20 protein-coding genes are annotated in these 20,518 nt (G+C 61.7%); 11 read left to right on the top strand and 9 right to left on the bottom strand.

The genetic code is table 11. The annotated features are described in order from the left end of the window. Window positions 1-5 precede the first annotated feature (5 nt). From K226_RS0112915 to K226_RS0112900, 4 genes are all read left to right on the top strand, one after another. The gene (locus K226_RS0112915; RefSeq protein WP_024815214.1) at window positions 6-1,523 is read left to right on the top strand and encodes a leucyl aminopeptidase; all 1,518 of its coding nucleotides are present in this window, start codon (window positions 6-8) and stop codon (window positions 1,521-1,523) included. Between the two features lie 7 nt (window positions 1,524-1,530). After that, entirely contained in the window at window positions 1,531-1,965 is a 435-nt protein-coding gene (locus K226_RS0112910) for a DNA polymerase III subunit chi (protein WP_024815213.1), read from the top strand. Further along, a complete protein-coding gene (locus K226_RS20290) occupies window positions 1,965-2,438 on the top strand; it encodes a hypothetical protein (protein ID WP_035241055.1) in 474 nt (157 codons plus the stop codon). Before K226_RS0112910 ends, K226_RS20290 begins: the two co-directional genes overlap by 1 nt. A gap of 143 nt (window positions 2,439-2,581) precedes the next feature. Then, on the top strand, window positions 2,582-3,712 hold the full coding sequence (locus tag K226_RS0112900; protein WP_024815212.1) for a branched-chain amino acid ABC transporter substrate-binding protein: 1,131 nt from the start codon (window positions 2,582-2,584) through the stop codon (window positions 3,710-3,712). Between the two features lie 109 nt (window positions 3,713-3,821). Here K226_RS0112900 and K226_RS0112895 read toward each other — a convergent pair whose 3' ends face one another. Further along, entirely contained in the window at window positions 3,822-4,829 is a 1,008-nt protein-coding gene (locus K226_RS0112895; RefSeq protein WP_024815211.1) for a D-2-hydroxyacid dehydrogenase family protein, read from the bottom strand. 670 nt (window positions 4,830-5,499) lie between these two features. Continuing rightward, window positions 5,500-6,174: a transcriptional repressor LexA gene (gene lexA / locus K226_RS0112890; protein WP_024815210.1), complete on the bottom strand. Its 675-nt coding sequence runs from the start codon at window positions 6,172-6,174 to the stop codon at window positions 5,500-5,502. A gap of 82 nt (window positions 6,175-6,256) precedes the next feature. Between lexA and K226_RS0112885 the strand changes: the two genes are divergently transcribed. Beyond that, entirely contained in the window at window positions 6,257-7,210 is a 954-nt protein-coding gene (locus tag K226_RS0112885; protein WP_024815209.1) for an asparaginase, read from the top strand. A gap of 117 nt (window positions 7,211-7,327) precedes the next feature. On the opposite strand, the gene adk is transcribed toward K226_RS0112885, so the two are convergent. The 6 genes from adk to K226_RS0112855 form a co-directional block, all read right to left on the bottom strand. Continuing rightward, complete coding sequence (adk, locus tag K226_RS0112880; RefSeq protein WP_024815208.1) at window positions 7,328-7,984, bottom strand: adenylate kinase; 657 nt, start codon at window positions 7,982-7,984, stop codon at window positions 7,328-7,330. 157 nt (window positions 7,985-8,141) lie between these two features. Beyond that, on the bottom strand, window positions 8,142-8,948 hold the full coding sequence (kdsB, locus tag K226_RS0112875) for a 3-deoxy-manno-octulosonate cytidylyltransferase (RefSeq protein ID WP_024815207.1): 807 nt from the start codon (window positions 8,946-8,948) through the stop codon (window positions 8,142-8,144). After that, window positions 8,945-9,127 (bottom strand): Trm112 family protein, encoded by a 183-nt coding sequence (locus K226_RS0112870; protein ID WP_024815206.1) that lies wholly within the window; start codon window positions 9,125-9,127, stop codon window positions 8,945-8,947. The genes kdsB and K226_RS0112870 overlap by 4 nt, the downstream gene beginning before the upstream one ends. An 18-nt stretch (window positions 9,128-9,145) precedes the next feature. Further along, the gene (gene lpxK / locus K226_RS0112865; protein ID WP_035241052.1) at window positions 9,146-10,138 is read right to left on the bottom strand and encodes a tetraacyldisaccharide 4'-kinase; all 993 of its coding nucleotides are present in this window, start codon (window positions 10,136-10,138) and stop codon (window positions 9,146-9,148) included. A gap of 83 nt (window positions 10,139-10,221) precedes the next feature. Beyond that, complete coding sequence (locus tag K226_RS0112860; protein WP_024815204.1) at window positions 10,222-10,659, bottom strand: biopolymer transporter ExbD; 438 nt, start codon at window positions 10,657-10,659, stop codon at window positions 10,222-10,224. Window positions 10,660-10,709: 50 nt separating this feature from the next. Continuing rightward, window positions 10,710-11,351 carry a MotA/TolQ/ExbB proton channel family protein gene (locus K226_RS0112855; protein WP_024815203.1) on the bottom strand — a complete coding sequence of 214 codons (642 nt, stop codon included), beginning with the start codon at window positions 11,349-11,351 and terminating at the stop codon, window positions 10,710-10,712. A 351-nt stretch (window positions 11,352-11,702) separates the two neighbouring features. Here K226_RS0112855 and xseA point away from each other — a divergent pair, with 351 nt between their 5' ends. After that, window positions 11,703-13,028 (top strand): exodeoxyribonuclease VII large subunit, encoded by a 1,326-nt coding sequence (gene xseA, locus K226_RS0112850; RefSeq protein ID WP_024815202.1) that lies wholly within the window; start codon window positions 11,703-11,705, stop codon window positions 13,026-13,028. Window positions 13,029-13,219: 191 nt separating this feature from the next. Further along, on the top strand, window positions 13,220-13,801 hold the full coding sequence (locus K226_RS0112845; RefSeq protein ID WP_024815201.1) for a superoxide dismutase: 582 nt from the start codon (window positions 13,220-13,222) through the stop codon (window positions 13,799-13,801). A 129-nt stretch (window positions 13,802-13,930) separates the two neighbouring features. On the opposite strand, the gene K226_RS0112840 is transcribed toward K226_RS0112845, so the two are convergent. Next, window positions 13,931-14,374: a DUF192 domain-containing protein gene (locus tag K226_RS0112840; RefSeq protein WP_051463486.1), complete on the bottom strand. Its 444-nt coding sequence runs from the start codon at window positions 14,372-14,374 to the stop codon at window positions 13,931-13,933. Between the two features lie 468 nt (window positions 14,375-14,842). On the opposite strand from K226_RS0112840, the gene K226_RS0112835 reads away from it, so the two are divergent. The 4 genes from K226_RS0112835 to K226_RS0112820 all read left to right on the top strand — a co-directional run bounded on the left by K226_RS0112835 (window position 14,843) and on the right by K226_RS0112820 (window position 20,444). Beyond that, window positions 14,843-17,074, top strand: coding sequence for an NADP-dependent isocitrate dehydrogenase (locus tag K226_RS0112835; protein WP_024815199.1), 2,232 nt, complete (start codon window positions 14,843-14,845; stop codon window positions 17,072-17,074). Between the two features lie 242 nt (window positions 17,075-17,316). Next, complete coding sequence (gene icd / locus K226_RS0112830; protein ID WP_024815198.1) at window positions 17,317-18,576, top strand: NADP-dependent isocitrate dehydrogenase; 1,260 nt, start codon at window positions 17,317-17,319, stop codon at window positions 18,574-18,576. Between the two features lie 178 nt (window positions 18,577-18,754). Continuing rightward, window positions 18,755-20,098 carry a type II toxin-antitoxin system HipA family toxin gene (locus tag K226_RS0112825; RefSeq protein ID WP_024815197.1) on the top strand — a complete coding sequence of 448 codons (1,344 nt, stop codon included), beginning with the start codon at window positions 18,755-18,757 and terminating at the stop codon, window positions 20,096-20,098. A gap of 13 nt (window positions 20,099-20,111) precedes the next feature. After that, complete coding sequence (locus K226_RS0112820) at window positions 20,112-20,444, top strand: transcriptional regulator (RefSeq protein ID WP_024815196.1); 333 nt, start codon at window positions 20,112-20,114, stop codon at window positions 20,442-20,444. Window positions 20,445-20,518: the final 74 nt, after the last annotated feature.

Genomic DNA, 20,518 nt, shown 5'->3' with positions numbered 1-20,518 from the left:
CGATTATGAACTTTGATCTGAAGACGCTGGAGTTGACGGCTGCTGCTACCGAAAAATGCGATCTACTTGTCGTGTTGGTACCCGAGGGCTTCAGGCCGGGGCAGGACGCCTTGTCGGTGCTTGCTGCCCATGCACTCAAATGTGGCGATCTGAAGGCCAAGGCCGGCACACACCTCCAACTCTATCTGGCACCCGCTGTCAGCGCACGTCGCGTTGTGCTGTTGGGCGCAGGCAACGGCTCGGCCCGCGCCATTCGCCAGGCCTTGCAAGCCATTGCGACAACTTTCAAGCTGCCTCAGGTCAAGCGAGCGGTAGTGTGTTTTGCTGGCGAAGCCCAGCCAGATGGCGTAAGTGCTGCAGTGCAGGCAGTTGCGGATGCCAGTTATGTTTATGCCACCACCAAGCCCAAGGCCGAAGCGCGCACCCTGAATCGGGTGGTGATCGGCGTCGTTCATGCAGAACCGGTTCGCGAGGCATTTGCGCACGGGGTGGGTCTTGTGGCGGGGGTGGAGTTTGCCCGCGAATGGGGAAACCGTCCGGCCAATCACGCAACGCCGAGTCTTTTGGCAGATGCCGCCAAGTCCCTTGGCAGCCAGCCCCGCATCCAGTGCAAGGTGCACGGCCCTGCCGAAGTTGCCCGACTTGGCATGGGGGCATTCATGGCCGTTGCGCGAGGCTCCGAGGAGCCGTTGCGGCTGATCGAACTTCGTTACAGGGGTGCGAGCAAGTCCGATGCCCCGGTGGTGCTCGTGGGCAAAGGCATCACTTTTGACACCGGCGGCATCTCCATCAAGCCTGCCGCCGAGATGGACGAAATGAAATTCGACATGTGTGGCGCGGCGAGTGTGCTGGGTGTATTTCGCGCTCTTGGAGAATTGCAGCCCGCAATCAATGTGGTGGGCCTCATTCCTGCGTGCGAGAACATGCCGGACGGTCGGGCGGTGAAGCCCGGTGATGTGGTTACCAGCATGAGCGGTCAGACGATCGAGGTATTGAACACAGACGCGGAAGGTCGGTTGGTACTTTGTGACGTGTTGACTTATGCCGCGCGCTTCAAGCCGGCAGCGGTGGTGGACATCGCCACCTTGACCGGTGCCTGTGTAATTGCTTTGGGGTCTGTGCGTAGCGGACTCTTTGCAAACAACGATGTCCTGGCTGCTGCCTTGTCTGCGGCTGGGGATGAGGCGCAAGATCTTTGCTGGCGCATGCCGTTGGACGAAGACTACGCGGAAGGGTTGAAGAGCAATTTTGCCGACATGGGCAATGTGGCGGGACGAGCAGGCGGTTCCATCACGGCGGCCAAGTTTTTGCAGCGATTCGTGGGCGAGTTTCCATGGGCGCACTTGGATATTGCCGGCACTGCGTGGAAAAGTGGTGCCGGCAAGGGGTCCACCGGCCGACCTGTTGGCTTGCTGGTGCATTACCTGCTGGGCCATGCGCAGCAGCGCTCCGCAACGGGCACGGTCAAGGCTGTTAAGCCCGCTCTACCTTCCCGGCGCAAGTTTCAATCGAAGCCTGCTTGAGAGCGTCATGACGGAAATCGCTTTCCACTTCAATGCGCCAGACAAAATGGCCTACGCCTGCCGGTTTGCCCGCAAGGCACTGCGCAGTGGCGTACAGCTCATGATCACAGGTTCCGCACAAACGCTGGCTGAACTCGACGACATGCTCTGGAACATGACGCCCCAGGATTACGTGGCCCATTGCCGCATCGACGCAGGGGAAGAGCTTTTGCGGTTCTCCCCCGTGGTGCTTGCCGTGGATGTGCAGCAGGGGCCACATCACGAGATGTTGCTGAATCTGGGGGGCGTCGTGCCGCCCGGATTTGGTAGTTTTGAGCGTCTGGTAGAGGTGGTCAGTGCCACCGATGAGGTGGAACGCGGTGAAGCGCGTGCGCGTTGGCGCCACTATGCGTCACAGGGCTATGCAATCACACGCCATGATCTCGTGTTGAAGGTCGACTGATGCCTCACCCTCCCAAGCCGCTTCCTCGTTTTGTACCGACTCTCACCGAAGTGGTGCAGGGGCCAGATGTACTCCCCGTTTCAGTGCCAGTGGCGCAAGCTGCCACGTCGACCAAGGTGCTTGCCCCTTCCATTTCACCGTCCGCGCCATCCATCCAGGCAAGGGTTGCAGTTCCCGTCGTGCCGGTGCGATTTCCTACCAACGAGCTGGCGGACGTCGCCAGCGCTCAGCACGTCCCGGCGCCCGCCGCGCGCCGCCCCTTGCCGCCGGGCATGGAGGAGTACATGGTGCACCGGGTGATGCAGCGTGTGGATGTGGTGCTCGACCAGAGGCTGCGCGAGGCGATTGCACTGGTGGTGCAGGAGCAGACCCGGTCCGTATTGCCCCGTTTGCGGGAAGAAATCGAATCGGTGGTGCGGCATGCGGTTTATGAGGCGGTGGCTGACGAGCTGGCTAGCGGCAATCCGTCGTAGTCCATTGGATGACAGGGTATATCCCTGTGGTTTCACTCGCATTTAGGCGTGTTCCCTAATGATCTGGCCCGTAAATTGCGATATGTTCGCCTGCGTTGAGACACAAGAACAATTCTCAGCGTTTATCTTTACTGGAGATTGATATGCAATTGAAGTTGAAACTGACCGTGGTTGCTGCTATCGCAGCTGTTGCTGGTATGGCCTCTGCACAAGAGCAAGTGGTCAAGATCGGCCACGTGGCTCCGGTTTCCGGCGCCCAGGCCCACTACGGCAAGGACAACGAAAATGGCGCGCGCATGGCCATTGAAGAGTTGAACGCACAGGGCATCACCATCGGTGGCAAGAAGATCAAGTTCGAGTTGCAGGCGGAAGACGATGCAGCAGATCCCAAGCAGGGCACGGCTGCTGCACAAAAACTGTGCGATGCCAAAGTGGCTGGCGTCGTGGGTCACCTGAACTCCGGTACGACCATTCCTGCGTCCAAGGTCTATAACGACTGCGGTATTCCTCACGTTACGGGTGCGGCTACCAACCCCAACCTGACGAAGCCTGGATACAAGACCACCTTCCGTATTATTGCCAACGACAACGCCTTGGGCGCAGGCTTGGCGTTCTATGCCGCTGACACCCTGAAGCTCAAGACGGTTGCTATCGTTGACGATCGCACGGCCTATGGCCAGGGTGTGGCCAATGTGTTCAAGAAGGTTGCCGCCGAAAAGGGCATGAAGGTTGTGGACGAGCAGTTCACTACCGACAAGGCCACCGACTTCATGGCCATCCTGACGGCTATCAAGTCCAAGAACCCTGATGCCATCTTCTTCGGTGGCATGGATCCCCAAGGCGGTCCGATGCTGCGCCAGATGGAACAGCTGGGCATGGGCAACGTGAAGTATTTTGGTGGTGACGGCATCTGCACCGCCGAAATTGCCAAGCTGGCTGCAGGCGCCAAGACCCTGTCCAACGTGGTGTGCGCTGAAGGTGGTGCATCGCTCGACAAGATGCCCGGCGGCAAGGCGTGGAAAGCCAAGTACGACGCCAAGTACCCAGGTCAGTTCCAAGTCTACAGCCCCTACACCTACGACGCTACTCACCTGATTGTCGACGCCATGAAACGCGCCAATTCCGTGGACCCCAAGGTCTATACCCCCGAATTGCTGAAATCGCAGTTCAAGGGCGTGACCTCGACGATCTCCTTTGAGCCTAACGGAGAAATGAAGAACCCAGCCATCACGTTGTATGTCTACAAGGATGGCAAAAAGACCCCTCTGAACTAAATTGAGAGAGTCGGCGGGCAGCAGCTCTGGATGCTGCCCAACAAAAAGGCTTCCCTCGGGAAGCCTTTTTGTTTAGGCGCTTTAGCAACGTAGGGGGAACGACCAAGCCTCAACGTCGCACTTGCAGCGCACCGGGATTGGCGATATTGGTTGGTGTCCCCTTGATGAAGTTCACCACGTTATCAAAGGCAGCACCGAAATACAGTTCGTAGCTGTCCTGCTCGACATACCCGATGTGGGGCGTGCAGATGCAGTTCTCCAGGCGCAGCAGGGCATGGCCTTGCAGGATGGGTTCACTTTCAAAAACATCCACGGCAGCCAGGCCCGGCCGTCCGCGGTTCAGGGCTGCAATCAGTGCATCGGGCTCAATCAGTTCAGCCCGCGAGGTGTTGACCAGCAGCGCGGTGGGCTTCATGCACGAAAGGTCTTCCAGTGAAATGATGCCGCGGGTCTCGTCATTGAGCCGCAGGTGCAGGGACAGCACATCGCATTGCGAGAAAAACTCTTCCCGATTGGTGGCCGCCTGGTAACCATCGGTCAGGGCTTGGGCGCGGGACGCTTCGCGACCCCAAACGCGCACGTTCATGCCAAACGCGCGGCCATAACCAGCCACCAGTTGACCAATACGGCCATAACCCCAGATTCCCAGCGTTTTTCCGCGCAACACGCTGCCGATGCAGAAGTTGGGAGGCATGGAGGCCGCCTTGAGCCCGGACTGCTGCCACGCGCCGTGTTTGAGGTTGGCAATGTACTGAGGTAACCGTCGCGTGGCCGCCATCACGAGCGCCCAGGTGAGTTCCGCCGGCGCCACAGGCGATCCAACCCCCTCTGCTACCGCAATGCCGCGTTCGGTGCAGGCTGCCACATCGATATGGCTACCTATCTTGCCGGTTTGGGCAATCAGCTTCAGTCGGGGTAGTTTCTCGACCAGCTGGCGCGTGATCTGGGTGCGTTCACGCACAAGCACGATGATGTCGGCATCCTTCAGGCGCACGGCCAACTGTCCTTGACCTTTCACCGTGTTGGTGTAAACCTTCGCAGAATAGGGATCAAGTCGGCTTGCGCAGTGGAGTTTGCGCACCGCATCCTGATAGTCATCCAATATCACAATATTCATCCCGACATTGTGCCTTGGCGTGGACTGGTCGAAGCCTGCTCGGGCCAGAAGGCCGCTATCAGAATGCAACGTTTTGTGGCGCTCGCAGTTTCGGATATACGGACACCGGTATCAGTGATGCCATGTATCGCACGCCGCCATGCGCTCCAGCTCGGCGCAGACGTCGGCCATGCGGCCCGCGATGACCATGCGCCCGACCTCTGCGCGGGCTGCTGGGTGCAGCACGCGTACCGGGCGTCGGGTGTTTCGGTGACTGGATGCACCAGGCGCGAAAGTGCCCGACGTCGCACTGTGTACGCGATGTGTGATGTGGCTGCGCGGTACAGACATGCCGACGCTTGCCAGCTGGCGCAACGGAGGTTTCGACCGCCCGGCAATACCGGAGACCGCGCCCGGTAAGGGGCCTTGGCTGCAGACGCTGGCAGTGCTCGCTGTAGGTGCCGCAGCACTGCTCGAAAGCTCGCCACGGCTCGGGTGAAGCCAGTGTGCGAGTGCAGAAAACGATTGAGAAAGCGCAGAGAAAGTGGAGAAGGCAAGACGCATGTGAAAACTCCGTCAATCAGAGGTTGAGCACAGGCAGGATTGCAAAATGGTGCGCGCTCTCAGGGCTGGAAAACCATAAGGTTTTTCCAAACGCCCACCACCTGAGGCACGCAGCAGGTGGAGGAAATTACATGAGCATGGTGTTGCGGATCAGACCCACAGCCAGGCCTTCAATCTCGAAAACCTCTCCGGGTTGGACAACTATGACCGGGTAGTCGGGATTTTCGGGAAGCAACTCGATGGTGCTGGCCGTGCGGCGCAGGCGTTTGACGGTGACATCATCGCCCAGCCTTGCCACCACAATCTGGCCGTTGCGGGCCTCCCGAGTGGACTGAACGGCAAGCAGGTCGCCATCGATGATGCCGGCGTCGCGCATGGACATGCCGCGCACCTTGAGAAGGTAGTCGGGCTTGTGCTGGAACAGGCTGTTTTCCACACTGTAGGTCTGGTCCACATGTTCCTGCGCGAGAATGGGCGAGCCAGCGGCCACGCGACCAATGAGGGGTAGAACCAGCTGCGACAACCCTGGCATGGGCAGACTGAACTGGGTGCCGCGTGCCGCATTGATGGAGCGCACCGTTTCGTTGCGCAAGCGGATACCGCGGGAGGTGCCGCTGACCAACTCGATGACGCCCTTGCGCGCAAGGGCCTGCAAGTGCTCTTCTGCGGCGTTGGCCGACTTGAAGCCCAACTCGGTGGCGATTTCGGCCCGTGTAGGCGGCGCGCCGGTGCGGGAAATAGCCATCTGGATCAGGTCCAGGATTTGTTGCTGGCGGGCGGTGAGCTTGGGATGGTCGAGCATGGCGTTTCCAGTGCGTGCCACAGTGGTGGCGGATAACTGTTTTTTAATCCAGTAACTGTATTTTTCACCAGTTTTTCAAAGGATGCAAGTGCACGGACAAAAAATTGTGGTGCTGGGGACGGGGGGGACCATCGCCGGCACGGCGTCTGCCGCAGACGACAACATCGGCTACACCGCTGCACAGGTGGGGGTCGAGCAGTTGTTGCATGCCGTACCCGGCCTGCAAGCGGCGTCAGGTGGCAGTCTGGTCGCCGAGCAGATTGCGCAGCTGGACAGCAAGGACATGGAGTTCAGTGTGTGGGGCGCGCTTGCACAGCGTTGTGCCAGCGCTCTCGCCGACCCCGACGTGCGCGGCGTTGTTATCACCCACGGCACCGACACGCTGGAAGAGACCGCGTGGTTCTTGCAGTCGGTGCTGGATGCCCATAAGCCGGTGGTACTGACCTGCGCGATGCGACCCGCAACGGCATTGGTGCCCGATGGCCCGCAGAACCTGCTGGATGCCGTTGCCGTGGCAACGACTCCAGGCGCCCGGGGCGTTGTGGTGGTGGCAGCCGGCGCGGTGCACTGCGCTCAGCGTGTCCAGAAAGTGCACCCCTACCGCGTGGATGCGTTCAGCTCAGGCGATGCCGGGCCGTTGGGCTGGGTGGAGGAGGGTGCTGTACGTTTAGTGAAAAATTGGCCTTCAGGCCAATCAAAACAAGCGCTCTTAGCTATGAAAAACATAGCATCTTGTGTGCAATGGCCCCGGGTCGAGGTGGTTCTAAGTTATGCCGGTGCCACCGGTGCTCTGGTGGATTCACTGGTGCGCGATGGTGTGCAGGGCATCGTGGTGGCCGCCACGGGGAACGGAACGATCCACCGTGCACTGGAAGGCGCACTGCTGCGCGCCCAGGCTGCCGGAGTGCGTGTGGTGCGTTCCACGCGCTGCCCGGAGGGCCAGATTTTGCCCAAGCCCGGCGATACGTTTGCGGATTCCCGGGGCTTGTCTGCGGTGAAGGCGCGCATCTCGCTGATGCTGGAACTACTGGCGTAACGGCTTTATGGTTGTGCCGCGGTGGCCGCCAACGCCGCGGTGCATGCAAGGTGCAACATTGGCCGCGCGCTGGCCGCACCGGACAAAGGCCGGTGCGTTACCCCAACGTGGAGCGCTTTAGCTGGACAGTGCCTGCAGGGCGCGTGCAGTGATCTCTTCAACGCTGCCCGTGCCGCTGATGGCGCGGTATTTGGGGGCTGCGCCCGGCTGGGCCTTGGCCCAGTTGCTGTAGTAGTCCACCAGGGGGCGGGTCTGGTCGCTGTACACCTGCAGCCGCTTCTTGACAGTTTCTTCCTTGTCGTCTTCGCGCTGGATCAGTTCCTCTCCTGTCACGTCGTCCTTGCCTGCCACCTTGGGCGGATTGAACTTGACGTGGTAGGTGCGGCCGCTGGCAGGGTGCGAGCGGCGGCCGCTCATGCGCTCAATGATGGCGTCAAACGGCACATCGATCTCCAGCACGTAGTCCAGCTTGACGCCGGCTTCCTTCATGGCGTCGGCTTGCGGAATGGTGCGGGGGAAGCCGTCAAACAGGAAGCCGTTGGCGCAATCTGGTTGCGTGATGCGTTCCTTGACGAGTCCAATGATGATGTCATCGCTGACCAGGGCACCCGAATCCATCACGGCCTTGGCCTGCAAGCCCAGCGGTGTGCCAGCCTTGACCGCTGCGCGCAGCATGTCGCCTGTCGAGATTTGCGGGATGCCGTACTTCTGGCAGATGAACGTGGCTTGCGTGCCCTTTCCGGCGCCTGGAGCGCCCAGCAGAATAAGTCTCATGGAAATCCTCGAAGGTTAGAAATCGGCCGGCACTGCTGGCAGAAGGCGCAGGCGCACGCCCAAGACGCAGTACTCTCTTTGCGTTCAAGGATAGCATGTGAGTGCCTTGCCCTGGCTTACGTCAGCGCACCCCTATCAGGTGGCGACGTGCGTGGTTTCAGGCCAGCAGTGCCCGCACCCGGTTCAGATCGGCGGGGGTGTCCACGCCGGGGCCGGGCGCCTTTGCGGTGATGTGCACGGCGATGCGGTGCCCGTGCCAAAGTGCCCGCAACTGCTCCAGCGCCTCCACCGTCTCGGTGGGTGCCTGGGACAGGCCGGGAAACTGCCGCAGAAAACCCGCGCGATAGCTGTAAATGCCGATATGGCGCAGCGGCGCAAATCCGGTCAGGGCAGCAATGCCGGGCGCGGCCTGTGCCGCTGCCCCTTGCCACCAGGCCTTGCCTGCATGGTCGCGGGCGTGTGGAATCGGCGCACGGCTGAAGTAATGGGCCAGGCCCCGGGCGTCCAGCACCACCTTGACGACGTTGGGGTTCTCATAATCGGCCAGGGTGTCGATGGCATGGGCTGCGGTACCCATGCTCGCCTCGGGCCGCGCGGGCAGCAGGGCCGCCACGGCGTCGATGAGCGCCGGGTCCATCAGGGGTTCGTCGCCCTGCACGTTGACCACCACCGCATCACCGTCCAGCCCAAGCTGCGTGCAGGCTTCTGCCAGCCGGTCGCTGCCGCTGGCGTGGTCGGTGCGCGTGAGCAGGGCCTGCACGCCGTGGGCCTGGCAGGCTTGCAGAATGCGCGGGTCGTCGGCGGCCACCACCACGCGTGTCGCAGCGCTTTGGACGGCGCGGCGGGCCACATGCACCACCATGGGCAGGCCGGCGATGTCGGCCAGGGGCTTGTCGGGCAGGCGGCTCGATGCCATGCGTGCCGGGATCAGCACCGTAAAGCCCGTTGCCGTGGCTGGGCTCACGCCTGCAGCTCCTCGTCGGTCAGGGTGCGCGCCTCGTTTTCCAGCAGCACGGGAATTCCGTCGCGTACGGGATAGGCCAGTCGCGCGCTGCGCGACACCAGTTCCTGGCGCTCGCGGTCGTAGATCAACGGACCTTTGGTGACAGGGCAGACGAGCAGTTCAAGCAGTTTGGAATCCATGACGGCATTTTCCGGAAATCAGGCAGAGGGGGATGATAGCGGCGTGGCCCGCCACGGCGCGAGCCGGCGATCCAGTGCTTTCATGAAGGCGGGATCGATATCCAGCTCCAGTGGCACCGCCATCGCATCGGGGTGCAGTGACCAGAGCTTCACGGCATCCTTTTCAGTGCAAATAAGGACTATTTCCTTATCTGAAGGGCGCTCCCAGCTATTGAAATCATAGTGATCAGGCAGTGCCTCGGCACCCGCCAGTTGCAGCCCTTGCGCCCGCAGCATGGCAAAAAATTCCTCGGGCCGGGCGACGGCGGCGATGGCGTGCACAGGCTGGTGTTGCAGGGATGCCAAAGCAATCTTCTGGCCGTCTGCGCGCAGGGCATGGGGCGCCAGCTTGCGCTGCATCGCAAAACCGGGAGCACGCCCGGCGGGGGGCTTGCCAGCATGCAACACCCAGTCCACGGGGCGGGGCCAGGGCTCGCGCAGGGGGCCGGCGGGCAGCAAAAAGCCATTGCCCACGCCGTCACTGTTGAAAACGCAGATCTCCAGGTCGCGCGCCAGGGCCAGGTGCTGCAGGCCATCGTCACACACCAGCACATCGGTGCCGGGGTGTGCGGCCCGCAGGGCGCGCGCCGCCGCAATGCGCCGGGGCGCCACAAAAACGGGTGCGTGGGTGGCCCGGGCGATCAGCGTAGGTTCGTCGCCCACCTCTGGCGCCGGGCTGTCGGGCAGCACCGCGCGGCAGTCGTGGGTGCTGCGGCCATAGCCGCGCGAAATCACGCCAGGTTGCCAACCCTGCGCTTGCAAATGCCGCACCAGTGCAATCACTACGGGGGTTTTGCCTGCGCCGCCGGCAATCACGTTGCCCACCACGATGACGGGAACGCCTGCATGTTCGCTGCGCAACCAGCGCAGCCGGTACAACCCGCGCCGCAGTGCCACCAGCGCGCCATAAATCAGAGAAATTGGCCACAGGGCCCAGGCCACAGGCCCGCGTGTACGCCAGACACGCGCCATGCCCGTGGGCGGCGGGCTACCGGTAACCGGGGTGACTGTGGTGGGCGGGGAGGGCGGCTGCGGCCCGGCGGCAGCCATGGTGCCTAGCGGCCGTTGCCCGAACGGGCCGATGCCGAGGACTGCGTTGCGAAGGTGATCTGGCTGAGGCCCACGCGCCGCGCGGCCTCCATCACGGTAACGACCGACTGGTGCGGCGCAGTGGCATCTGCACTGATGATGACCACGCTGTCGCGGCCTGCGCCGGCGGCCTGGCCCAGTGCACGGGCCACAGCGTCCACGCCCTTGCCATCCACTGCAGCCTTGTTGACGGCATAGCGTCCGTCGGCCGCCACGGCCACGATCACCTCCTTGGGATGGTCGCGCTGCTGCTCTGCGTCGGCCACGGGCAGCGTCAGTTGCAGTTCTGTGAACTTGCTGTAGGTGGTGGTCAGCATCATGAAGATGAGGATCACCAGCAGCACGTCGATGAACGGGATCAGGTTGATCTCCGGCTCGTCCTTCTGGCGGGGGCGGAAATTCATCGGCAGGGTCTTTCAGGCGAAGGGCTGGGCGGCACCGTTGTGCTGTGGGCTTACTTGCGCAGCCGCAGGATGTGGCGCACGAACTGCTCGGAAGCCAGCTCCAGCGTGAGCAGATAGGCATCGACGCGGCTGCGGAAATATCGCCAGAAAATCAGCGCCGGAATCGCCACGATCAGGCCGAATGCCGTGTTGTACAGCGCCACCGAAATGCCGTGCGCCAGCTGCGCAGGGTTGCCGCCGCCCATGGCCTGGCTGGCACCGCCGGTGCCCACTTGTGAGCCGAAGATCTCGATCATGCCGATGACGGTGCCCAGCAGTCCCAGCAGCGGGGCCGCCGAGGCGATGGTTGCCAGGGCATTGAGGTATTTTTCGAGCCGGTGTGCCACGGCGCGGCCTGTGCCTTCCATGGTGGCGCGCAGGTCCGCCTCGGTGCACTGGGGGTTGTTGTTGAAGGCGCGCAACCCGCTGGCCAGCACCTCGCCGAGTGCAGAGTTTTGCGCCAGCTGGTTCACCACGTCGGGCGTGGGCACGGCCTTGGCCGAGACGGTAATGGCTTCGTCCAGCAGCTTGGGGGGGGCGACGCGGGCTGTTTTCAGGGCTACAAAACGCTCGAAAATCAGCGCCAGTGCCAGGACGGAGCAGGCGATCAGCGGCCAGATGGGCCAGCCTGCGGCTTGTATGATGGACAGCAATTCTCTCTCCGCTCGGGTGAAGGCAAGCGCTGATTATGACCCAGCTTGTCGGGCCGCCCTGGACACAAAAGGTTACGAGAAGGTACACGCCGAAAGCCTTTTTTTCACCCACAAAATCTGTGGATAACTTTGTGGGCAACTGGGCTTCATGGCCTCGCAAAGTGGCGCCAAACCGTGGCTTCAACAGATTGATGAAAAATTGATCAGTGAAAAATCTTTATAAATCAACAGGTTGCACCAATGTCTGTGGTTTCTGGCGGGTTTGGACGCCAGGCGCCAAAGCGGCTGTCGCTCGCTCCGCGCTGTGGAATAGTCACACTGTGAATCGCCTGCAAACGCTGGCTCTGCCGCATGTCTGAGCCCTCAACCCCAGTGGCGACGCCACGTATCTGGGAAGTTGGCGCCCTGTGCCGCGCCATTGCTGATGCGCTGGAGTCGCGCTTCAACCCTGTGGCCGTGCGCGGCGAGATCACGGGCTTTTCGCGCGCGTCCAGCGGACATTGCTACTTTTCAGTCAAAGACGCGAACGGCCAGTTGCGCTGCGCGATGTTCCGCCGCTCTGCCAGCCTGCTTGACTTTTCGCCGCGCGATGGCGAATTGGTAGAGTTGCGCGGGCGCATCGGCGTGTACGAGGCCCGGGGTGACCTGCAATTCATCGTCGAGAGCATGCAGCGCGCAGGGCAGGGTGCCCTGTTCGAGCAGTTTCTGCGTCTGAAGGCGCAACTGGAGCGCGAAGGCCTCTTTGATGCAACACGCAAACGCCCCCTGCCGTTGCAGCCACGCGGCATTGGCCTGGTCACATCGCCGGGCGCGGCGGCGCTGCATGACGTGGTGACGGCCTTGCGCCGCAGGGTGCCGCATATCCCGGTGGTGCTGGTGCCGGCGCTGGTTCAGGGACCGGCGGCGCCGCAATCGCTGATTGCGGCGCTATCAAAACTGTATCTGCTAGCGCAGGCAGGACAAGGGTCAGAGACCGATTTGGCTCAAAATCCTGCGATTGACGTGATTTTGCTGGTGCGCGGCGGCGGGTCGATGGAAGACCTGTGGGCCTTCAATGACGAGCAGCTTGCGCGCACCATCGTGCAAAGCCCGGTGCCGCTGATTTGCGGCGTGGGCCACGAAACCGATTTCACCATTGCCGACTTTTGCGCCGACCTGCGCGCGCCCACGCCCACGGCAGCGGCCGAGCTCGTGGCCCAGCCGCGCGAGGTGTGGCTCGGTGCGCTGGGCTTGCTGGCGGGCCGGCTGGCCGACGGGCTGCAGCGCCAGCTCGATGTCCGCCATCAGCGGCTGGACCAGGCCGCTGCCCGCCTGGGCCGGCCCTCGGGCCTGGTGGCCCGCCAGCAGATGCAGTTGGCGCGTCTGGCCCAACGCATGCGCCACGGATTGCTATTAAAAATGCAGTGGCTTGCGCAAACCCAGCAAGCGCTAGAGGCCGATTTGCCTGCAAAACTGCACCGACGGCTCGCGCTGCACGCCGATCGGCTGGACCGCGCCGCCCTGCGGCTGCAACTGCTCGACCCGCGCCTGGTGCTGCAGCGTGGGTATGCGCTGCTGACCGACACGCAGGGCCAGGCGGTGACCAGCGTGTGCCAGGCGCAGCCAGGTGATGCCCTGCGCGCCACGTTGGCCGACGGCGCGGTGGATGTCACCGTGGTGCAGCCGCGCCTGTTGTAGCGGGTGGGTAGTGCCGCCGCCGCGCGCACCCACTGTAGGACAAATGCGCCTTTGCGGGGCTGCGGTGGGTGTTGGCATGCCCCATGCAGCACAGGTCTATTGATCTTCCTACAATGCCGGTTCACCTGTGCCCGATCGCCTTGCAGCCGGGTTACGGGGCATCCCAGAATTTCAAACCACGAGGAAACACCATGGAACACACCCTTCCCCCGCTGCCCTATGCCATCGACGCCCTGGCCCCGCACTACAGCCAGGAAACGCTCGAATACCACCACGGCAAGCACCACAACGCTTATGTGGTGAACCTCAACAACCTGCAAAAGGGCACCGAGTTTGAAGCCATGACGCTCGAAGAGATCGTCAAGAAGTCGTCCGGCGGCATCTACAACAACGCTGCCCAGATCTGGAACCACACCTTCTTCTGGAGCTGCATGGCCCCCCAGGGCGGCGGCGAGCCCACGGGCGCGCTGGCTGCGGCCATCAACGCCAAGTTCGGCTCTTACGCCGCTTTCAAGGAAGCCTTCGTCAAGTCGGCCGTGGGCAATTTCGGCTCGGGCTGGACGTGGCTGGTGAAGAAGCCCGATGGCAGCGTGGACATCGTTAACACCGGCGCTGCCGGCACGCCGCTGACCACCGCCGACAAGGCGCTGCTCACGGTGGACGTGTGGGAACACGCTTACTACATCGACTACCGCAACCAGCGCCCCAAGTTTGTCGAAACCTTCCTGGGCAACCTGGTGAACTGGAAGTTCGCCGAAGCCAACTTCGCCTGAAGCAGTTAGCGCAGGCGAAAGCCTCGTCACCAAAAAAAACGGCCCTCGGGCCGTTTTGTGCTTTTTAGGGCTGCAGCGCTTTTCTGGAAAGCGCTTGTAGCTACATAAATAATAGCGAACAGTGACGCATCAACGCTTCGAAAACGGGGCTCCGCCGAGCTTGAAGCCAGCCTTGATGCCCTTCTTGCCAAACCACCCCTGGTTCATCTCCAGCACATAGCGCACGGGTTTGGTCGAGCAATGCGAGTCGGTGGTTTGCGGCTTCATGTCGGCCAGGTTCACGATGGTGCCGTCGTCGGCCACAAACGCAGCCGTCAGTGGCAGCAAGGTGTTTTTCATCCAGAAGCACTGCACGCCGGGCTGGTCAAAAATGAACAACATGCCTTCTTGCGTCGGCATCTCCTGGCGATGCATCAGGCCGATCTGGCGCTCCTGCGGGGTCTGCGCCACCTGGGCGTCGATGCGGTGCATGCCGGCAGTCAGCTCAACACGTTGCAGGGCCAGCTGGGGTGCGTTCTGGGCGGGGGTGGCAGTGGTCCACAACGCCAGCAAAGCGGCGGCCAAGCGGGCCATTGCAGGGCTGACGGCGCGGCGAGCGCGGCGTTGATCAGGGGCGCAGGAAACGTGGGAACCGAGGGTCATCGTTGTCATGGGCAGTCTTTCAGCAATAGCAAACGATAGCAGGGGGCGCACAGGCGGGGGCCGCCCCCCAAAACAAAGCCATCCGAACCGCGCAGATTGTTTCACAGGGGCCATTCGGGACGCTTGCATGCCGAATGGCTGGAAGGGCGGTTTTACCCACCGCCACCAGGTTCGCCTGCGGTGTGATCTTCATCCGATGTGCGTGGGCCGGGCAGCTGCCATGGGGCTGTTGGATCAAAAAATTGGCCAATTTAATCTCCTGATTCCGCATCGTGAGATTACATTGCAAAATAACCGGTTGGTGCGCAGAACAAGTAAGCACAATGGCGCTGTTCGATCAGCGCTACCGGCCGGTGCCCCAGCTGGTGGTTTTTTCAGCCATTTCTTGAGACATAAGCGATGAGTACCCAGCAACCCACCATCATCTACACCCTGACCGACGAGGCACCTCGCCTGGCCACTGCTTCTTTCCTGCCGATCGTGCGCACCTTTGCGGCGCCTGCGGGCATCAATGTGACCGAAAGCGACATCTCGGTGGCGGCCCGCGTGCTGGGTGAGTTTCCCGAGTGCCTGAGCGACGACCAGAAGGTGCCGAATGCGCTGGCTGCGCTGGGCAAGAAGACCCTGGAGCCCGACGCCAACATCATCAAGCTGCCCAACATCAGTGCCTCGGTGGGCCAGCTGATCGCCTGCATCAAGGAATTGCAGGGCAAGGGCTATGCGATCCCTGATTACCCTGAAGACCCCAAGACCGACGAAGAAAAGTCGATCCGCGCGCGTTATGCCCGCTGCATTGGCAGTGCCGTGAACCCCGTGCTGCGCGAGGGCAACTCCGACCGCCGCGCACCCAAGGCCGTGAAGGAATACGCGCGCAAAAACCCCCACAGCATGGCCGAGTGGAGCCAGGCCTCGCGCTCGCACGTTTCGCACATGCATGCTGGCGACTTCTACCACGGTGAAAAATCGCTCACGCTGGACAAGGCCCGCGATGTGAAGATGGAGCTGCTCACCAAGAGCGGCAAGACCATCGTCTTGAAGCCCAAGGTGTCGCTGCTCGACCGCGAAATCATCGACAGCATGTTCATGAGCAAGAAGGCGCTCGTCGAGTTCTATGAAAAAGAAATCGAAGACGCCCGCAAGACCGGCGTGATGTTCTCGCTGCACGTCAAGGCAACGATGATGAAGGTGTCGCACCCCATCGTGTTCGGCCACTGCGTGAAGATTTTCTACAAAGACGCGTTTGCCAAGCATGGCAAGCTGTTCGACGAGCTGGGCGTGAACGTGAACAACGGCATGGCCAACCTGTACGAAAAGGTCGCCACCTTGCCCACCGCCCAGCGCGAAGAAGTCCTGAAAGACCTGCACGCCTGCCACGAAGGCCGCCCCGAGCTGGCCATGGTCGATTCGGCCAAGGGCATCACCAATTTCCACTCGCCCAACGACATCATCGTGGACGCCTCCATGCCCGCCATGATCCGTAACGGCGGCAAGATGTGGGACGCCAACGGCCGTCTGAAGGACGTCAAGGCCGTGATGCCCGAGTCGACCTTTGCCCGCATCTACCAGGAGATCATCAACTTCTGCAAATGGCACGGCGCCTTTGATCCCAAGACCATGGGCACGGTGCCCAACGTGGGCCTGATGGCCCAGCAGGCCGAGGAATACGGCTCGCACGACAAGACGTTTGAGATCACCGAAGACGGCGTGGCCAACATCACCGACCTGGCAACGGGCGAAGTGCTGCTTTCGCAAAATGTGGAAGCCGGCGATATCTGGCGCATGTGCCAGGTCAAGGACGCCGCCATTCGTGACTGGGTGAAGCTGGCCGTCAACCGCGCCCGCAACTCGGGTATGCCTGTGGTGTTCTGGCTGGACTCGTACCGTCCGCACGAGGCGCAACTGATCACCAAGGTCAAGATGTACCTGCACGAGCACGACATTGCGGGTCTCGATATCCAGATCATGAGCCAGGTGCGCGCGATGCGTTACACGCTGGAACGCGTGGTCCGCGGCCTGGACACCATCAGTGCCACCGGCAACATCCTGCGCGACTACCTCACCGACCTGTTCCCCATCATGGAACTGGGCACCAGCGCCAAAATGCTGTCCATCGTTCCCCTGATGGCGGGTGGCGGCATGTATGAAACCGGTGCGGGCGGCTCGGCACCCAAGCATGTGCAGCAGCTGGTGGAAGAAAACCACCTGCGTTGGGACTCGCTGGGTGAGTTCCTGGCGCTGGCCGTATCGCTGGAAGACCTGGGCCTGAAAACCGGCAACGCCAAGGCCAAGGTGCTGTCCAAGACGCTGGACGCCGCCACCGGCAAGCTTCTGGACAACAACAAGAACCCTTCGCCCAAGACCGGCCAGCTCGACAACCGTGGCAGCCAGTTCTACCTGGCCCTGTACTGGGCGCAAGAACTGGCCGCGCAGACCGACGATGCCGACCTGGCAAAGCGCTTTGCCTCGCTGGCCCAGCAACTGGCCGCCAACGAGCAAAAGATCGTCGACGAGCTCAACGCCGTGCAGGGCAAGCCCGCCGATATCGGTGGTTACTATCTGCCCGATGTCTCCAAGCTCGATGCCGTGATGCGGCCCAGCCCCACCCTGAACGCGGTGCTTGCCGCCGTCTGACGCCGCAACGCGGCTGCCCGTGATGCACGGCAGCCGCCCCAGGCCAAACCGATCTGCCGTGCTGCGGGCCAACGCCCGCCGTGCGGCATTTTTCATGGGGCGGAGCCACCCAACCGGCAGAAGGCGTCAGCCCGCACGCCCGGTGGCCTCTTGCACAGCAGAGCCGCTAAAATTCAGGCGTTTTACGGATTTTTCCAAACCCGCTGCAGTTCATTCCAACATCCCACCGGAGACACCCGCTCATGACCACCTACCAGCACATCAAAGTGCCTGCCGAAGGCCAGAAAATCACCGTCAATGCCGACATGTCCCTCAATGTGCCGGACCAGCCGATCATTCCCTTCATCGAAGGCGACGGCACCGGTGCCGACATCACGCCCGTGATGCTCAAGGTGGTGGACGCTGCCGTGGCCAAGGCCTACGGCGGCAAGAAGAAGATCCACTGGATGGAAGTGTTTGCGGGTGAAAAATCCACCAAGGTGTATGGCCCCGATGTGTGGCTGCCCGAAGAAACGCTGCATGCCGTCAAGGACTATGTGGTTTCCATCAAGGGCCCGCTGACCACGCCCGTGGGCGGTGGCATCCGCTCGCTGAACGTGGCGCTACGCCAGGAGCTTGACCTGTACGTCTGCCTGCGCCCCATCCAGTATTTTGACGGCGTGCCCTCGCCCGTGAAAGAGCCGCACAAGACCAACATGGTCATCTTCCGTGAAAACTCGGAAGACATCTACGCGGGCATCGAGTTTGAAGCCGAGAGTGAAAAGGCCAAGAAGCTCATCAAGATCCTGCAGGACGATTTTGGCGTCAAGAAGATCCGCTTTCCCAACACGTCGGGCATCGGCATCAAGCCCGTGTCGCGTGAAGGAACCGAGCGGCTGGTGCGCAAGGCCATCCAGTACGCCATCGACAACGACAAGCCCAGCGTGACCATCGTGCACAAGGGCAACATCATGAAGTTCACCGAAGGCGGCTTCCGTGACTGGGCTTACGGCCTGGCAGCCAAGGAGTTTGGCGCCGAGTTGATCGACGGCGGCCCCTGGATGAAGTTCAAGAACCCCAAGACGGGCAAAGAAATCACCATCAAGGACAGCATTGCCGACGCCTTCCTGCAGCAAATCTTGCTGCGCCCGGCCGAATACTCGGTGATCGCCACGCTCAACCTGAACGGTGACTATGTGTCTGACGCGCTGGCAGCCCAGGTGGGCGGCATCGGCATTGCTCCTGGCGCCAACCTGAGCGACACCATCGCCATGTTTGAAGCCACGCACGGCACGGCTCCCAAATACGCGGGCAAGGACTACGTGAACCCCGGTTCCGAAATCCTCTCGGCCGAAATGATGCTGCGCCACATGGGCTGGACCGAAGCGGCCGACCTCATCATCAGCTCGATGAAAAAGTCGATTGCCAGCAAGAAGGTGACCTACGACTTCGCCCGCCTGATGGACGGCGCCACGCAGGTGAGCTGCTCGGGTTTTGGGCAGGTCATGATCGACCACATGTGAGCTGGCCTGCCAGCGGTCGCTGGCATCAAAAAAGCCCCCGTGCTTTTAAGGCCTAGGCGTTGGCCAAAAGTGTGGATGGAGCAGGGTGTAAGCCACAGCAGGCCTCCGGATTACTTGCACAGTTATCTATCACATATAAAAAGCATTTCAGCTTCAATAGTGATAAAATTCTGTGCAAATGAATACGAGCTGCACCCTCCAACTGTTCGCTAACGGCGCTTGGTGCGACGTGGGAAGCGTAAGTCTGCTGGGCCCTGAAGCACAAGGCTGGCGCAGCAAGACGTATACCGGCTACTCGGTGGAGTGGGCCATCGAGCACGGCGGAGCGCGAGACGCTCATGCCTTTGCCTGTCGCTTCCCGGTGGGTCTCCAAGCGTTCGAGCATCCGCACTGGCCCGTTTTCCTTATCGATATGTTGCCGCAGGGCTTTGGGCGAGAAGAGCTTCTCCGCAGACTGGGGCTATCTGTAACGGCAGGGGAAAGCGTGGACTGGCGGCTGCTGCTCGCGGGTGCGGGCAACTCGGTAGGAAACCTGCGCGTGAAGGAGGCCGCGAGCTGGCTAGCCGCGAACGCTGGTCCGCTACGGGGCTTCACGGACGATGAGGTGGCCGAACGGGGAGACAACTTCGCGGAGTACCTGGCCTCGCACGGACTGTTTGTGGCTGGCTCCTCTGGGGTACAGGGCGAGTGGCCCAAGATTTTGCTCACGAGAGCAGAGGATGGGCTGCTGTACCTGGACCACACACTTGCGGATGCGCGGGCGCGGGAGCACTACATCGTCAAGTTCGGACGGGGCAGCAACGAGGCCCTTGCCTCCATCCTGCGGCATGAAGCCGCTTATATGGCGTTGGCACGAATGCTGGGGCTTCGCGTGCATGCGGACCTCGTACTGCTCAAGCGAGCGCTTTTCATACCGCGGTTCGACCGCCAAGTGACGGGCGGGGGTGTTCTCCGCCTAGGGCAAGAGAGTATCGCGACGTTGACGGGCAACCCTGGCTTCGATGCGGTGCCCAGCCACGACGAAGTGTGCCGGCAGCTGCTGCGGCAATGTATCCACCCGCTTGCGGAAGTGCTTGAGTACATCAAGCGGGATGTGGCCAACCTGGCTCTGGGGAACAAAGACAACCACGCACGAAATACCGCAGTCCAGCGCGACTTCAGTGGTGGTATCCGCCTGACACCCCTCTACGACTTCGCGCCGATGTACCTCCACCCTGACGGAATCGCCCGTCGCATCCGATGGGAGGGCAATGACAGTAGCGCTCCAGACTGGAACAGGGTCATCGACAAGGTGTGTGAGATTGCGCAGACCCTCAGGAATGAGAAGCGGATGCCTTCTGCGCAGAAAAAAGCGTTGCGCGAGGTGTGCCGCCCGGTATTGGTTGAAGGCTTGCGCCCGATGGCTGAGCCTCTGAAAAAGATTGCAGCCCACGGTACTGACTTCGGCTTGGAACCAGCGGTACACGCTCACATCAAGCGCGGAATTGAGGCGCAAGCCCAGCGATTGACCGCGCTGACTTGAACTGGACGCCGACATGGACAAGCGATACGAAACCTTGACCCTGCCTCAGCAGCTGGAACTGCGTAAGAAGGCTATCAACGACGTGCTGGCGAATCCGCAATGGAGCCTGGCGCAGGCCGTGCGCCATCTGAAGAAGACGATGCATCTCACCACTGCAGAACTGGCCAAGTTGGCGGGAATATCGTTTCGCACGCTGCAAGACATTGAGCGCGAGAAAAGTGAGGGAACGGTCCAGACAATGAACCGGGTCTTCGGCGTGCTCGGACTCAAGCTCGGTGTAGTCCGCGTGTCGTACGACGACGAGTTTCGTGCCGCGTCGGCCCCCGAGTCCGTGCAGGAAGCCTGAGGACGGGGCGTAGGCCGTCGAATCGCTAAGCATCTCAGGTACTGGAGAAATTTCCGGCAGGAAAAAGCCCTCTG

Origin of the sequence: Acidovorax sp. JHL-3, assembly GCF_000526295.1 — a bacterium.
In the GTDB taxonomy this organism is placed as follows: Bacteria; Pseudomonadota; Gammaproteobacteria; order Burkholderiales; family Burkholderiaceae_C; genus Acidovorax; species Acidovorax defluvii.
The sequence above is the reverse complement of the archived record's forward strand: the minus strand, read 5'-3'. Positions and strand labels throughout refer to the sequence as shown.

Coding starts and splice junctions, on each gene's coding strand:
- K226_RS0112915 (WP_024815214.1), top strand. CDS start 6: ATGAACTTTGATCTGAAGACGCTGGAGTTGACGGCTGCTGCTACCGAA.
- K226_RS0112910 (WP_024815213.1), top strand. CDS start 1,531: ATGACGGAAATCGCTTTCCACTTCAATGCGCCAGACAAAATGGCCTAC.
- K226_RS20290 (WP_035241055.1), top strand. CDS start 1,965: ATGCCTCACCCTCCCAAGCCGCTTCCTCGTTTTGTACCGACTCTCACC.
- K226_RS0112900 (WP_024815212.1), top strand. CDS start 2,582: ATGCAATTGAAGTTGAAACTGACCGTGGTTGCTGCTATCGCAGCTGTT.
- K226_RS0112895 (WP_024815211.1), bottom strand. CDS start 4,829: ATGAATATTGTGATATTGGATGACTATCAGGATGCGGTGCGCAAACTC.
- lexA (WP_024815210.1), bottom strand. CDS start 6,174: ATGCTCGACCATCCCAAGCTCACCGCCCGCCAGCAACAAATCCTGGAC.
- K226_RS0112885 (WP_024815209.1), top strand. CDS start 6,257: ATGCAAGTGCACGGACAAAAAATTGTGGTGCTGGGGACGGGGGGGACC.
- adk (WP_024815208.1), bottom strand. CDS start 7,984: ATGAGACTTATTCTGCTGGGCGCTCCAGGCGCCGGAAAGGGCACGCAA.
- K226_RS0112870 (WP_024815206.1), bottom strand. CDS start 9,127: ATGGATTCCAAACTGCTTGAACTGCTCGTCTGCCCTGTCACCAAAGGT.
- lpxK (WP_035241052.1), bottom strand. CDS start 10,138: ATGGCGCGTGTCTGGCGTACACGCGGGCCTGTGGCCTGGGCCCTGTGG.
- K226_RS0112860 (WP_024815204.1), bottom strand. CDS start 10,659: ATGAATTTCCGCCCCCGCCAGAAGGACGAGCCGGAGATCAACCTGATC.
- xseA (WP_024815202.1), top strand. CDS start 11,703: ATGTCTGAGCCCTCAACCCCAGTGGCGACGCCACGTATCTGGGAAGTT.
- K226_RS0112845 (WP_024815201.1), top strand. CDS start 13,220: ATGGAACACACCCTTCCCCCGCTGCCCTATGCCATCGACGCCCTGGCC.
- K226_RS0112840 (WP_051463486.1), bottom strand. CDS start 14,374: ATGGCCCGCTTGGCCGCCGCTTTGCTGGCGTTGTGGACCACTGCCACC.
- K226_RS0112835 (WP_024815199.1), top strand. CDS start 14,843: ATGAGTACCCAGCAACCCACCATCATCTACACCCTGACCGACGAGGCA.
- icd (WP_024815198.1), top strand. CDS start 17,317: ATGACCACCTACCAGCACATCAAAGTGCCTGCCGAAGGCCAGAAAATC.
- K226_RS0112825 (WP_024815197.1), top strand. CDS start 18,755: ATGAATACGAGCTGCACCCTCCAACTGTTCGCTAACGGCGCTTGGTGC.
- K226_RS0112820 (WP_024815196.1), top strand. CDS start 20,112: ATGGACAAGCGATACGAAACCTTGACCCTGCCTCAGCAGCTGGAACTG.